Source organism: Streptomyces sp. NPDC021080, from assembly GCF_044333225.1.
GTDB lineage: Bacteria > Actinomycetota > Actinomycetes > Streptomycetales > Streptomycetaceae > Streptomyces.
This window is the reverse complement of record NZ_JBIRQM010000003.1, coordinates 511,218-524,516: the sequence shown is the minus strand read 5'-3', so window position 1 is coordinate 524,516 and position 13,299 is coordinate 511,218. Positions and strand designations below refer to the sequence as shown.

Below are 13,299 nucleotides of genomic sequence, written 5' to 3'. Positions count from 1 at the left end.
ATACGTCGCCGTGGCCGAGGTTTTCCACAGGCTCGCCACGATGTCGGACAAGCCGGATACGGTTTTTCCCGGGGCGAGCGCACACCGGCGCGAGCCTTCCACACCACAGGGGAGACCGTCATGTCCGGGACGACCATCACGCAGTCCGCCGCCCTCTCGCTCAGCCGGGCCGCACGGGAACTGGAACTCAGGCGAGGCGAGTTCGGCCTGGCCCTGCACCTCGGCTGTGTGCGCTCGGTTCCCGACGAGGGAGGCGGAGGACGCCGGATCACCCGTGAGGAGATCGACCGGGTGCGAGCCGAGCCCGGTTTCCCGGAGGTGTTGCGTGAGCGGGTGAAGGCCGTCGGCACCACGGAGGGCGCCGCTCTCATGGGCGTCACGACCACCCGGTTCACCCGCCTCGCACGCCTGGGACTGGTGGCGCCGGTCAAGTTCTATCTCAACCGGTACAGGGTCGTCGTCTGGCTCTACCTCGCCGAGGAACTACGGCAGTTCGCGACCGACGAGCAGAACGCGCCGCTGCTGAGCGGCCGGACACCCGAGGGCCTCCGGGATCAGCTGCACGAAGGCCTCGACCTTCGTCCGCGCAACTGGCGTGGCCGCCACATGGGGTTCCTGCTGAGGCAGACCGAGGATCCCTGGGCCCGTGCCGCGGTGGTCGCGTCCCTGCTCGACCCCGTCCACGTGGCCGAGATCGTCGAGGACCCGTACGAACGCGCCCATCTCAACCGCCTTCGGCCCGCGCCTGTTTCACAGGCCGCGCCGGACTCGCCCGGTGCCCGGATCGCCGAACGCATCACCACGGCGGACGACCCGGACGAGATCGGCTGGCTCAGGTCCGACCTGGGCCAGAGCGTTCTGGAAGCCAGGGAGAGCCGCCCCGCACCCCGCCCGGCCCCCTCAACCGCCCCGGCCCTCACGTCCGCCTCGTCGGCCGTCCGGCCGACGAGGGCTGTACGACCGGCGGCCCGGAAGACACCGGTCGGCACTTCGTGCGCCACGCGAGAACGACCTGCCGGTGCGGATGTCCCGCTCACCCCACAGGGGGCCGCGCGGTCACGAAGGCTGCTCACCTGGCTGCGCCGAAGGAGCCCTGACGAGTCCGCCTACAGCGCTCTGAACAGTCCCTCCTGCACGACCGAGACGAGCAGGCGTCCTTCGAGATCGTAGATACGCCCGCGGGCCAGACCGCGGCCGCCCGTCGCGATCGGCGACTCCTGGTCGTACAGGAACCACTCGTCCGCGCGGAACGGCCGGTGGAACCACATGGCGTGGTCCAGTGAGGCCATGTCGAAACCGCGCGGTCCCCACAGCGGCTCCACCGGAATGCGGACGGCGTCCAGGAGCGTCATGTCGCTCGCGTAGGTGAGAGCGCACGTGTGCACCAGCGGGTCGTCGCCCAGCGGACCGACGGCACGCATCCACACAGCGCTGCGCGGCTCGGCGCCCTTGGTCTCCTCGGGAGTCCAGCGCAGCCGGTCCACATAGCGGATGTCGAACGGCTGGCGCCGCGCCATACGCTCCAGCGCTTCGGGCAGAGCGCCCAGATGCTCCTTGATCTCCTGCGTCACCGTCGGCAGGGACTCGGGGTCCGGCACCTCGCGGGCCGGCGGCAGTTGATGCTCGAAGCTCCCTTCCTCGGGCTTGTGAAAGGAGGCGGTCAGGTTGAAGATCGTGCGGCCCTGCTGCACCGCGGTGACCCGGCGCGTGGTGAACGACCGCCCGTCCCGAACCCGTTCGACCTGGTACACGATCGGGACGCCCGGCCGCCCCGGACGCAGGAAGTACGCGTGCAACGAGTGCACCGGCCGGTCGCCCTCGGTGGTGCGGCCGGCGGCGACCAGTGCCTGGCCCGCCACCTGGCCGCCGAAGACCCGCTGCAGCGACTCCTGCGGGCTGCGGCCGCGGAAGATGTTGACCTCGATCTGCTCCAGGTCGAGCAGATCGACGAGCCTCTCGGCCGGGTTCGTCATCGGTGGGATTCTCCTGTGCTCACAGCTGTCCGACGTCGGTGACCTTGACGATGGCACGGCCCTCGGCGTCCGAGGCCGTGAGGTCGACCTCCGCGCTGATGCCCCAGTCGTGATCGCCGTTCGGGTCCGCGAAGGTCTGCCGGACGCGCCACAGGCCGTTCTGCGGCTCCTCCACGATCGAGAGCAGCTTCGGGCCACGGGCGTCGGGACCGGTACCGAGGTCCTCGTACTCGTCCCAGTACTTGTCCATCGCCTCGCCCCACGCGTCGGCGTCCCAGCCGGATTCGCCGTCCATCTCGCCGAGTTCGTCGACATTGTCCAGAGCGGCCAGCTCGACCCTGCGGAACATCGCGTTGCGGACGAGGACCCGGAAGGCCCGGGCGTTCGAAGTGACCGGCTTGACCTGGTCGGCCCTCTCCTGGGCCTCCTCGGCCGTCATCACCTCGGGGTTGGCGAGCTGTTCCCACTCGTCGAGCAGGCTGGAGTCGACCTGGCGCACCAGCTCGCCCAGCCAGGCGATCAGGTCCTCCAGATCCTCGGACTTGAGGTCGTCCGGCACGGTGTGCTCAAGGGCCTTGTAGGCACTGGCCAGGTAGCGCAGGACGATGCCCTCGGTGCGGGCGAGCTCGTAGAAGGAGACGAACTCCGTGAAGGACATGGCCCGTTCGTACATGTCACGGATGACGGACTTCGGCGACAGCGGGTGGTCGCCGACCCACGGATGGCTCTTGCGGTAGGTGTTGTACGCGTGGAAGAGCAGTTCCTCCAGCGGCTTGGGGTACGACACCTCCTGGAGCCGCTCCATGCGCTCCTCGTACTCCACGCCGTCGGACTTCATCGCGGCCACGGCCTCGCCCCGGGCCTTGTTCTGCTGGGCCGCGAGGATCTGCCGGGGTTCGTCCAGCGTGGACTCCACGACGGACACCATGTCCAGGGCGTACGACGGGGAATCGGGGTCCAGCAGGTCGAAAGCGGCCAGCGCGAACGTCGACAGGGGCTGGTTGAGCGCGAAGTCCTGCTGGAGATCGACGGTCAGCCGCACGATGCGGCCCGTCGGGTCGGGCTCGTCGAGCTTCTCCACGATGCCACCGTCGAGGAGCGAGCGGTAGATGGCGATGGCCCGGCGGATGTGCCGCAGCTGCTGCTTGCGCGGCTCGTGGTTGTCCTCCAGCAGATGCCGCATCGCCTCGAAGGCATTGCCGGGCCGTGCGATCACCGAGAGCAGCATCGTGTGCGTCACGCGGAAGCGCGAGGTCAGCGGCTCGGGATCGGAGGCGATCAGCTTCTCGAAGGTGCTGTCCGTCCAGCCGACGAAGCCCTCGGGCGCCTTCTTGCGCACCACCTTGCGGCGCTTCTTCGGGTCGTCACCGGCCTTGGCGAGCGACTTCTCGTTCTCGATGACGTGCTCCGGCGCCTGAGCGACGACGTAGCCCGCCGTGTCGAAACCCGCGCGCCCGGCCCGGCCGGCGATCTGGTGGAACTCGCGGGCGCGCAGCGTGCGCACCCGGGTCCCGTCGTACTTCGTCAGCGCGGTGAACAGCACCGTGCGAATGGGGACGTTGACACCGACACCGAGGGTGTCCGTGCCGCAGATGACCTTCAGGAGACCGGCCTGGGCCAGCTTCTCCACCAGCCGCCGGTACTTGGGCAGCATGCCGGCGTGGTGCACACCGATTCCATGGCGTACGTAGCGGGAGAGGTTGCGGCCGAACTTGGTGGTGAACCGGAAGTTGCCGATGAGCTCGGCGATCTGGTCCTTCTCCTCGCGGGTGCACATGTTGATGCTCATCAGCGCCTGCGCCCGCTCCACGGCCTGCGCCTGGGTGAAGTGCACGATGTAGACCGGGGCCTGCTTCGTCGCGAGGAGTTCGGTGAGCGTCTCCGTCAGCGGGGTGAGCACGTACTCGTAGGAGAGCGGGACGGGCCGGGTCGCCGAGCGGACCACCGCCGTGGGGCGGCCGGTGCGGCGCGTGAGGTCCTTCTCGAACATCGAGACGTCGCCGAGCGTCGCCGACATCAGGATGAACTGCGCCTGCGGAAGTTCCAGGATCGGAATCTGCCAGGCCCAGCCACGGTCGCCCTCGGCGTAGAAGTGGAACTCGTCCATGACGACCTGACCGACGTCGGCGTGCTTGCCGTCGCGCAGCGCGATCGAGGCGAGTACCTCGGCGGTGCAGCAGATCACCGGAGCGTCGGCGTTCACGGAGGCGTCGCCGGTGAGCATGCCGACGTTCTCGGTTCCGAACAGCTTGCACAGCTCGAAGAACTTCTCCGAGACGAGCGCCTTGATCGGCGCCGTGTAGAAGGTGACCTCGTCCCGGGCGAGCGCGGCGAAGTGCGCACCCGCGGCGATCATGCTCTTTCCCGAGCCGGTGGGCGTCGAGACGATCACGTTCGCACCCGAGACGGCCTCGATCAGCGCCTCCTCCTGATGGGGGTAAAGGGTGAGACCGCGTTCCCCTGCCCACGACTCGAAGGCTTCGTAGAGGGCGTCGGGGTCTGCGGTCTGCGGCAGCTGATCGATGAGGGTCACGCCCCCATCTTGCCTGTCGATACACGTGATGGGGGAATCGGATGTCCGGGGAAAGATCACGACCGCTACGCTGTGGCGCCGGTGACGCGTCAGCGTGCACGGGCAACTGGACAGCGTTACATGAGAAATGGGGCGGGGAACGGCCATGATGGGACCAGCACACTCACTGTCGGGGGCCACGGCCTGGCTGGGCGTCGGAGCGGCGGCCGCCGCGACCGGCCACACCATGCCCTGGCCGGTCCTGCTCGTCGGCGCCCTGATCTGCGCGGGTGCCGCTCTCGCCCCGGATCTGGACCACCACGCCGCCACCATCTCGAACGCCTTCGGACCGGTGTCGCGAAGGCTGTGCGAGATCGTCGACAAGCTCTCCTACGCCGCCTACAAGAGCACCAGGAAGCCGGGCGACCCCCGGCGCAACGGCGGACACCGCACGCTGACGCACACCTGGGTGTGGGCGGTGGCGGTCGGATCGGGCACGGCGGTCCTGGCGATCACCTGCGGTCGCTGGGCGGTTCTCGGCATCCTCTTCGTGCACATGGTGCTCGCCATCGAGGGCCTGCTGTGGCGGGCCGCCCGCGGTTCCAGCAGCAACGTCCTGGTCTGGCTGCTCGCCGCGACGAGTTCGTGGATCCTCGCGCAGACCCTGGACAAGCCGGGCAACGGTTCGGACTGGCTGTTCACGGCGCCGGGCCAGGAGTACCTGTGGCTCGGTCTGCCGGTCATCCTCGGTGCCCTGGTGCACGACATCGGGGACGCGCTGACCGTGTCCGGCTGCCCGATCCTGTGGCCCATCCCGATCGGCCGCAAGCGCTGGTACCCGATCGGTCCCCCCAAGGCGATGCGCTTCCGCGCGGGCAGCTGGGTCGAGCTCAAGGTGCTGACGCCGGTGTTCATGCTGCTGGGCGCCGTGGGCTGCGCGGCCGCGCTGAACTTCATCTGAGTCCGGCTGGGCCGGCGGCGGGGCGTTCCTCACTCGATGGGGGACGCCCGTCGCGCTCAGCCGTTCTCCCCTGCGCCGGACCCCTCTTCCCCGCCTCCGAAGCGTCGCTCGAACCGGGCGATACGCCCCTCGGAGTCCACCGTGCGGGCCTTGCCCGTGTAGAAGGGGTGGCTCTCCGAGGAGATCTCGACGTCCACGACCGGGTAGGTCTCGCCGTCGTCCCAGTCGATGGTCCTCTCGCTCGTCGCGGTGGAGCGCGTGAGGAAGGCGTAGCCGGCGGCTCGGTCGCGGAACACCACGGGGCGGTAGTCGGGCTGCTTTTCCTGCTGCATGGCAACTCCTCGGGGGAGACGCGGGACGCCTGCGGGTCAGCCGGACACGGCGTCCTCGTCGACGATGTGCATCGCGGCTTCCTCCGCCGAGGCCGCGGCGCCGTCGATGCCGATGTCCGTGGCGATGAGCCCGCTCTCCTCGTCCTCGTGCGCGCCTTCGTTCGGGGCCACCAGACGGCCGGAACGGAGGGCGCCCACCTCGTTGTCGAGGGGCTCTCCGTCGGTGCCCTCGCAGTCGCCGATGCCGTCTCCGTCGGATTCGGCGATGTCGGGCAGCTCGTCGGCGAGGCGCTGGTCCAGGGTCTCGCCCGCGCGGCGCTCCGAGGCGGTCACTCCGCGGTGCTCGACCGCCCACGGCCGCTCCGGCGGGGACCAGCCGCGGTCCAGGGGGTCACTCACGCCGTCCGTGACCAGTGTGTCCTCGGCGTCGAGCAGCCCCGCGTCGTCCTGTACCTCGGATCCGTCGGGCTGGTAGACGTCGTCTCCCCATCCGTCGGCGCTGTCCACGGGTACCTCCAGGGGGTGCGGACGGGACCGGTGCCGCCGTGTTCGACGGCGGGCGCGCGGGCCCGAGGACACAGGCGTCGCCCCCCGCGAACCGGTTGGTTCCCGGGAGTCCCCCGAGCGGGTGCCCACAACCAGCCTTCCACCCCCCTTCGGCACCGCGCAACGCCACAGGGGCCGACCAGCAGCGCCACAAGGCCCGGCATCCGGCCCGCCCGGCCTCTCGCGGGCCGGGCGGAGGCCTGCTGCGGCCCTGTTCCCGGCACGCGGCGAGACCGTACCGGCCGGGCCCACAGCCGGCTGACACCCGCCCCGGACCCGGCGGGCAGGCGGGGCCGCCGGGGGACGGGCTCGCGCGCGGTGGCCGGTGGCCTCGGCCGGGGAGCGCGCTCACCCGTGCCAGGACCGCCACAGTGCCGCGTAGGCGCCGTCCGCCGCGACGAGCTGGTCGTGGCTGCCGAGTTCGCTGATACGGCCGTTCTCGACGACGGCGATGACGTCCGCGTCATGGGCGGTGTGGAGGCGGTGGGCGATGGCGATGACGGTACGGCCGTCCAGGACACGGGCCAGCGAACGCTCCAGATGGCGAGCCGCCCGAGGATCGAGGAGCGAGGTCGCTTCGTCCAGGACCAGGGTGTGCGGGTCGGCCAGGACCAGCCGGGCCAGCGCGATCTGCTGGGCCTGGGCCGGAGTGAGCGCGAACCCGCCCGAGCCGACCTCGGTGTCCAGACCGTCGTCCAGCGCCTGTGCCCAGCCGGCCGCGTCGACCGCGCCGAGAGCGGCCCACAGCCGGGCGTCGACGGAGGCGGCGTCCTCGCCCGGAGTCTTGGCCGGACCCGGACCCTGCGCTTTCCCCTGCCTCTGTTCCTGCTCCGCGTCCTGGTGTTGCCGGGAGCGGGGGACGGCGAGCAGCAGGTTGTCGCGCAGCGAGCCCACGAACACATGGTGTTCCTGGTTGACCAGCGCGACGTGCGCCCGGACCTCCTCCGCGGGCATCCGGGACAGCTCGGCGCCGCCGAGGGTGATCCGGCCGTCCCGGGGCGCGTAGATCCCGGCGAGCAGCCTGCCGAGCGTGGACTTGCCCGCACCGGACGGACCGACCAGGGCGAGCCGGGTGCCCGGCGGAACCGCGAGGGAGACCTCCCGCAGCACGTCCACCCCCGCGCGGTAGCCGAAGTGCACCCGGTCCGCGCGCACGTCGCGTCCCTCCGGTGCCACGGCCGGGTCGCCCGCGTCCGGCTCGATGTCCCGGACACCGACCAGCCGCGCCAGCGAGACCTGGGCGACCTGCAGCTCGTCGTACCAGCGCAGGATCAGTCCCACCGGGTCGACGAGCATCTGAGCGATCAGCGCACCCGTCGTCAGCTGGCCCACCCCGATCCAGCCCTGGAGAGCGAGGGACCCGCCGATCATCAGGACCGAACCGAGCACCGTCACATGCGTGATGTTGACGACCGGGAAGAGAACCGACCGGAGATAGAGCGTGTAGCGCTCCCATGCCGTCCATTCCCGGACCCGGCGGTCCGACAGCTCGATACGGCTTCGGCCCAGACGGTGCGCCTCGACGGTGCGCCCGGCGTCGACCGTCTCGGCGAGGACGGCTGCGACGGCGGCGTAGCCGGCCGCCTCCGAGCGGTAGGCGGCGGGCGCCCGCTTGAAGTACCAGCGGCAGCCCACCACCAGCAGCGGAACGGCGACCAGCACGGCGGGAGCGAGCACAGGGGCCGTGACAGCGAGTCCGCCGAGCAGCAGTGCCGCCCACACGACACCGATGGCCAGCTGCGGGACGGCTTCGCGCATCGCGTTGGCGAGCCGGTCGATGTCGGTGGTGATGCGGGACAGCAGGTCGCCCGTCCCGGCCCGCTCCAGGACGCCGGGCGGCAGACCGACCGACCGTACGAGGAAGTCCTCGCGCAGATCCGCCAGCATCCGCTCGCCGAGCACGGCACCACGCAGCCGCACCTGCCGCACGAAGGCGGCCTGGACGACGAGCGCGACGACGAACAGGGCGGCGGTGGTCCCCAGATGGAGGTCGTGCGCGTGGTCCGAGACGCGTTCGACGACAGAACCCAGCAGATAGGGCCCGGCCATCGAGGCGACGACGGCCACGGCGTTGACGGAGACCAGAAGCAGGAAGGCCCTGCGGTGCCGACGGAACAGCTCGGTCACATAGGCGCGTACGGTCGCGGGCGCGCCGACGGGCAGCGTGTTCGCCGTCGTCGGGGCGGCCGGGTCGTACGCGGGTGGCGCCACGCCGATCATGCGGTTTCCTCGATCTCTTCCAGTACGCCGTCGAGAACGGCCTCGTCGTCCACGGTCACCTCGCCGAGAGCGGTCCGGTCCGCGGTCTCGGCGGCGGCCTCCTCCTCGGTCTCCCGGGTCACGACGGCCCGGTACCGCGGTTCGCTGTGCACCAGTTCGCGGTGCACGCCGACCGCGACGACCTCGCCCTCGTGGACGAGGACGACCCGGTCCGCGTGGTCCAGGAGCAGGGGAGAGGAGGTGAGGACCACGGTCGTACGCCCGGCGCGCAGGGAGCGCACTCCGTCGGCGATCCGGGCCTCGGTGTGCGAGTCGACCGCGGAGGTCGGTTCGTCCAGGACGAGCACCTCGGGGTCCGTGATCAGCGACCGGGCCAGCGCGAGCCGCTGGCGCTGGCCCCCGGACAGGGAACGCCCGCGTTCCGTGATGCGCGCGTCCATCGGGTCCTCGGCGGCGAGCGACCCCTGGGTGAGCGCGTCCAGCACGTCGTCGCACTGGGCCGCGGACAGGGCTGCCTCGGCGCTCACGAGACCCGACGCGGGCACGTCGAACAGCTCGCGCAGAGAACCGGACAGCAGCACCGGGTCCTTGTCCTGGACGAGGACGGCGGTGCGGGCGCTCTCCAGGGGCAGCTCGTCCAGCGGAACGCCCCCGAGGACGACCGATGAGCCCTTCGGCCCACCGCCGAGCACGTCCTCGACCCGTTCGGAGGCATGGCCGCCGAGCCGCTCGGCCAGCAGTCCCGCCGCGTCCGGGTCCCCGCACACCACGGCGGTGAGCCGGCCCGAGGGAGCCAGCAGACCGGTCACCGGGTCGTACAGATCGCCGCCCGGTACCTCCGCGGCGAGCGAGCCGGCGCTGTCCACGGCCCGTTCCAGGGACAGCACCCGGGCCGCTCGCCTGGCCGAAGGACGCGAGAAGGAATAGGCCATGGCAATCTCTTCGAAATGCCGCAAAGGGTAGGTGAGCAGCATGACGGCGCTGTACACGGTGACGAGTTCACCGACCTCGATCCGGCCGTCCCGGGCCAGCTGCACCCCGCGCCAGACGACGGCGATCATCAGCAGACCCGGCAGCAGCACCTGGATCGCCGAGATCAGCGACCACATGCGCGCGCTGTGCACGGCAGCCCGGCGGACCTCCTGGGAGGCGCGGCGGTAGCGGTCGAGGAAGAGCTCCTCGCCGCCGATGCCGCGCAGCACCCTCAGACCCGCCACGGTGTCGGAGGCCAGCTCGGTGGCACGGCCCGCCTTCTCCCGCTGGAAGTCGGCGCGCCGGGTGGCGCGGGGCAGCAGCGGCAGCACGGCCACCGCCAGTACGGGCACGCCCACGGCGACGATCACCCCCAGGGCCGGCTGGTAGACGACCAGGGCCACGCAGACCACCACGACCGTCACGGCGGCGGCCGAGAACCGGGACACTCCCTCCACGAACCAGCCGATCTTCTCGACGTCGCCGGTGGAGACCGCGACCACCTCGCCCGCCGCGACGCGCCGTGTCAGCGCGGAACCCAGCAGCGCGGTCCTGCGGGCCAGCAGTTGCTGGACGCGCGCGGCCGCGGTGATCCAGTTGGTGACCGCGGTGCGGTGCAGCATGAGTTCACCCAGGGCGATGCACGCGCCGCAGGCGGCCATCAGCGCTCCTGCCAGAGCGAGCCGGGTGCCGGAGCGGTCGATGACGGACTGGACGGCCAGACCGACGCAGAACGGCAGGGCGGAGACGGCCAGGAAGTGCAGCAGACCCCAGGCCAGGGCCTTGAACTGTCCGCCGAGCTGATTGCGGCCGAGCCACCACAGGAAGCGGGGACCTGAGCGTGCGTCGGGCACACCCGGGTCGGGATACGGAAGGTCTTGGATCTGCATGACGTCCCAGTGGCTCGTGTCAGGCGATGGAGGGTGCTCCGGATTCCGGCAGCCGTCCGGCCGTTGGAGGCCGACAGCAAACCGTGAAAGGTTCGCGTCGCTGCGTGGTCGAAAGCAAACGGTTTTCCGCCCCACCGCAAGGAACCGGCCCAGGCGCGACCGCGACTGGCCGGGGCGGGAGAGGAGGGTGATTCGTCCGATACGTGATGCGAGGATGGGCGGCATGCGAAAGAACGGCGTGGTGCGTACGGGGCTCGCGGCCATGGTCTGCGGGGCCGTCGCGGTCACGCTCTCGGCCTGCGGCGGCCCGGAGGGCGGAAGCGGCGGCGGTGCGAAGGGCCACCCTGGAGCCCGCGGCGGGGTCGCTCGTACGAGTGCGCCCGCCGCCGACCCGACGCGCATCCCCGATGTGGGCGACCGGCTCCAGCGGCGGATCCCGTCGGATTCCCGTCAGGTCCTGGCGGTCTACGGCGAGGGCGAGGACTCCGCGGAGTCCACGGCCGTGCTGTACACGAAGTCCGGTACGGACTGGGAGAAGACGCGCAGCTGGGCCGCGCACAACGGGAGGAAGGGCTGGACCGCCGACCACCACGAGGGCGACAAGCGAAGCCCCGTCGGGGTGTTCACGCTCAGCGACGCGGGCGGCGTGCTCGACGACCCGGGCGCCCGGCTGCCGTACACGCAGTCGGAGACGTTCCAGGCTCCGCACGAGTGGGGGAAGTCGTACTGGCACGACTTCGACTACGTCATCGCCATCGACTACAACCGTCTCAGGGGCAATCCGCCGGACGATCCGACCCGTCCCTGGGGCGACGACAAGGGTGGCGGCATCTGGCTGCACATGGACCACGGCAGCGGCACGTCGGCCTGCGTGAGCCTGTCGAAGTCGGCCATGGAGTACCTCCTGCGCACACTCGACCCGCAGCAGCACCCCGTGGTGGTGATGGGGGACAAGGCGGATCTCAAGGCATAAGGCGTATCCACGCCCAGTCGACCGGCGTTCCGGGCCGAGCCGCCGAGCCGCCGAGCCGCCGAGCCGCCGAGCCGCCGAGCCGCCGAGCCGCCGAGCCGCCGAGCCGCCGAGCTGCCGAGCCGCCGAGCCGCCGAGCCGCCGAGCCCGGGCATGGTGGCCGGGGAGCGTCGGTGCGCCATTGCGGTCGTCTCGACCGCCCCGTAGAACACCGCACATGAGTAGACCGGTCATCATGTCCATGCTCGCCGGTGTGACCCTCGTGGCGAGTGCCCTTCTCGGGGCCGATCCGGCTCCGGCGGCCACCGCGTCCGTCGCGGACCGTGCGTCCGTGGTCTCCACCGCGTCCGTCGCGGCTCACGCGTCGGCGGCCCCCGCCGCGCGCGTCGGTGGATCAGCAGACGTGCCCGCCGAGTTCGGCAGCGACTGGCACGACCCCGTCACCGCCGCCCCGTCCGTCGGCAGGCCGTCCGGGCCGTCCTGCGACGTCACGCTGGCCGAGGCCCGGTTCCGTGACTTCACGCCCTACGTGGGCACGTACACCCCGCCGTCGGGCTGCGGCGACCGCTGGAGCAAGGTCGTGCTCCGGCTCGAAGGCAAGGTCAAGGGCCGCCAGTTCGACCGCCTCGGCTATCTGCACGTCGGCGGGGTGGAAATCCTCCGTACCTCCACCCCGGAGCCGTCGCCCGACGGCATCGAGTGGTCCGTCGAGACGGACGTGACGCGCTACAGCGACACGTTCCGGCGGAGCCAGGACGTCGAGATGCTGATCGGGAACGTCGTCGACGACACGTACACCGGTGTTCTCGACGTCAAGGCCACCCTGACGTTCTACGCGGGCAGGCCGGCCGTGACCCCCGACCGCGTCCTGACCCTCGAGGACGGCACCCTGACCACCCCGCGCAACAGCGAGCGTGTGATCGCCGAGGTGTACGCGACCGGGTCCGGCGGTGGCTGCGAGGAGGTCTGGTACCTGACGGTCCCGGGCGAGGCACCCTATTCCTGCAAGGCGGACGACGGCCCCTACCGCGAGGTGCAGATCAGGGTCGACGGCCAACTCGCGGGAATCGCCGCACCGTTCCCGACCGTGTGGACCGGCGGGTGGTCCAACCCCTTCCTCTGGTACGTGATTCCGGGGCCCCGCGCCTTCGCCGTCAAGCCCATCGAGTACGACCTGACCCCGTTCGCCGGGCTGCTCGACGACGGGCGTCCGCACCGGATCGACGTCTCCGTCGTCGGCGTGCCCGAGGGGCAGCCGGGCTGGAGCCTGCCCGTCAACGTGCTCGTCCGGCAGGACGCGAAGCGCGCCCGTGTGAGCGGTGCGCTCGTCCGGGCCGAGGCGGGCGAGGTCACCAACGCCTCCGCCTACACGCCCGGTTCGCAGAACCGTGTCGACACCGAGGGAGGGCATCGGCTGACGGTCGCCGGGTATCTCGACACCTCGCACGGCCGGGTGCTGACGACCGTCGGCCGCACCCTCGCGAACAGCTCCACGCACCGCTGGACCGAGGGTGAGGACACGGACGGCCTCGGCGCGACGTGGACCGACGACGAGGTGGTGACCGTCGACGGACGTGGACCCGCCGTGACGACGCGCACCCGGCGCACGTACACGATGGACGGCATGACGGCCCTCGGCGCGGACGGCCGGCTGCGGACCGTGCTGACGCTCGGCGACCGGGCCGCCGTGGCCGAGGCGTCGGGCGGCCGGTCCACCGCGTGGTCACGGCTCGACGACACCTACACGGGTGACGCGACGTACACGGCCGGTGTACCGCGCGACCAGCGTCATGCGGTCGCCACGACGAGCGAGCGCTATCGCCTGCGGGGTTCGGCCGGCTGCTACGACCGCTCCCTGGTCACCGTGCAGGGGGTGCTCACGCGGGACCGCGCAGGCTGCTGAGACCGGTCACCCGCGGCGCG

The 13,299-nt window shown here is 71.2% G+C and carries 10 protein-coding genes; 4 read left to right on the top strand and 6 right to left on the bottom strand.

Annotated features, from left to right (window positions below; genetic code table 11):
• Positions 1-120 precede the first annotated feature (120 nt).
• Positions 121-1,170, top strand: a complete 1,050-nt coding sequence (locus ACH4S8_RS09590; protein ID WP_398392135.1) for a DUF6397 family protein — start codon at positions 121-123, stop codon at positions 1,168-1,170.
• Here the strand turns inward: ACH4S8_RS09590 and ACH4S8_RS09585 are convergent.
• Together ACH4S8_RS09585 and ACH4S8_RS09580 are read right to left on the bottom strand one after the other, a co-directional pair.
• Positions 1,107-1,973 carry an acyl-CoA thioesterase gene (locus ACH4S8_RS09585; protein WP_398392134.1) on the bottom strand — a complete coding sequence of 289 codons (867 nt, stop codon included), beginning with the start codon at positions 1,971-1,973 and terminating at the stop codon, positions 1,107-1,109. The genes ACH4S8_RS09590 and ACH4S8_RS09585 overlap by 64 nt on opposite strands.
• A gap of 19 nt (positions 1,974-1,992) precedes the next feature.
• Positions 1,993-4,506 carry a DEAD/DEAH box helicase gene (locus tag ACH4S8_RS09580; protein WP_398392133.1) on the bottom strand — a complete coding sequence of 838 codons (2,514 nt, stop codon included), beginning with the start codon at positions 4,504-4,506 and terminating at the stop codon, positions 1,993-1,995.
• Positions 4,507-4,651: 145 nt separating this feature from the next.
• On the opposite strand from ACH4S8_RS09580, the gene ACH4S8_RS09575 reads away from it, so the two are divergent.
• Positions 4,652-5,446 carry a metal-dependent hydrolase gene (locus ACH4S8_RS09575; RefSeq protein WP_398392132.1) on the top strand — a complete coding sequence of 265 codons (795 nt, stop codon included), beginning with the start codon at positions 4,652-4,654 and terminating at the stop codon, positions 5,444-5,446.
• 56 nt (positions 5,447-5,502) lie between these two features.
• Here ACH4S8_RS09575 and ACH4S8_RS09570 read toward each other — a convergent pair whose 3' ends face one another.
• From ACH4S8_RS09570 to ACH4S8_RS09555, 4 genes are all read right to left on the bottom strand, one after another.
• Entirely contained in the window at positions 5,503-5,778 is a 276-nt protein-coding gene (locus tag ACH4S8_RS09570; protein WP_398392131.1) for a type B 50S ribosomal protein L31, read from the bottom strand.
• A gap of 36 nt (positions 5,779-5,814) precedes the next feature.
• Entirely contained in the window at positions 5,815-6,285 is a 471-nt protein-coding gene (locus tag ACH4S8_RS09565) for a DUF5709 domain-containing protein (RefSeq protein ID WP_398392130.1), read from the bottom strand.
• A gap of 387 nt (positions 6,286-6,672) precedes the next feature.
• Positions 6,673-8,544 carry an ABC transporter ATP-binding protein gene (locus ACH4S8_RS09560; protein ID WP_398392129.1) on the bottom strand — a complete coding sequence of 624 codons (1,872 nt, stop codon included), beginning with the start codon at positions 8,542-8,544 and terminating at the stop codon, positions 6,673-6,675.
• Complete coding sequence (locus ACH4S8_RS09555) at positions 8,541-10,406, bottom strand: ABC transporter transmembrane domain-containing protein (protein WP_398392128.1); 1,866 nt, start codon at positions 10,404-10,406, stop codon at positions 8,541-8,543. Before ACH4S8_RS09555 ends, ACH4S8_RS09560 begins: the two co-directional genes overlap by 4 nt.
• 214 nt (positions 10,407-10,620) lie before the next feature.
• Here ACH4S8_RS09555 and ACH4S8_RS09550 point away from each other — a divergent pair, with 214 nt between their 5' ends.
• Positions 10,621-11,379 carry a L,D-transpeptidase family protein gene (locus tag ACH4S8_RS09550; RefSeq protein WP_398392127.1) on the top strand — a complete coding sequence of 253 codons (759 nt, stop codon included), beginning with the start codon at positions 10,621-10,623 and terminating at the stop codon, positions 11,377-11,379.
• A gap of 214 nt (positions 11,380-11,593) precedes the next feature.
• Positions 11,594-13,279 carry a peptide-N4-asparagine amidase gene (locus ACH4S8_RS09545; protein ID WP_398392126.1) on the top strand — a complete coding sequence of 562 codons (1,686 nt, stop codon included), beginning with the start codon at positions 11,594-11,596 and terminating at the stop codon, positions 13,277-13,279.
• The last annotated feature ends 20 nt before the right edge of the window (positions 13,280-13,299 follow it).

Bases quoted from the DNA above. Each gene is read 5' to 3' on its own strand.
- ACH4S8_RS09545 (WP_398392126.1), top strand. From the start codon at position 11,594: ATGAGTAGACCGGTCATCATGTCCATGCTCGCCGGTGTGACCCTCGTG.
- ACH4S8_RS09585 (WP_398392134.1), bottom strand. From the start codon at position 1,973: ATGACGAACCCGGCCGAGAGGCTCGTCGATCTGCTCGACCTGGAGCAG.
- ACH4S8_RS09570 (WP_398392131.1), bottom strand. From the start codon at position 5,778: ATGCAGCAGGAAAAGCAGCCCGACTACCGCCCCGTGGTGTTCCGCGAC.
- ACH4S8_RS09590 (WP_398392135.1), top strand. From the start codon at position 121: ATGTCCGGGACGACCATCACGCAGTCCGCCGCCCTCTCGCTCAGCCGG.
- ACH4S8_RS09550 (WP_398392127.1), top strand. From the start codon at position 10,621: ATGGGCGGCATGCGAAAGAACGGCGTGGTGCGTACGGGGCTCGCGGCC.
- ACH4S8_RS09555 (WP_398392128.1), bottom strand. From the start codon at position 10,406: ATGCAGATCCAAGACCTTCCGTATCCCGACCCGGGTGTGCCCGACGCA.
- ACH4S8_RS09560 (WP_398392129.1), bottom strand. From the start codon at position 8,544: ATGATCGGCGTGGCGCCACCCGCGTACGACCCGGCCGCCCCGACGACG.
- ACH4S8_RS09575 (WP_398392132.1), top strand. From the start codon at position 4,652: ATGATGGGACCAGCACACTCACTGTCGGGGGCCACGGCCTGGCTGGGC.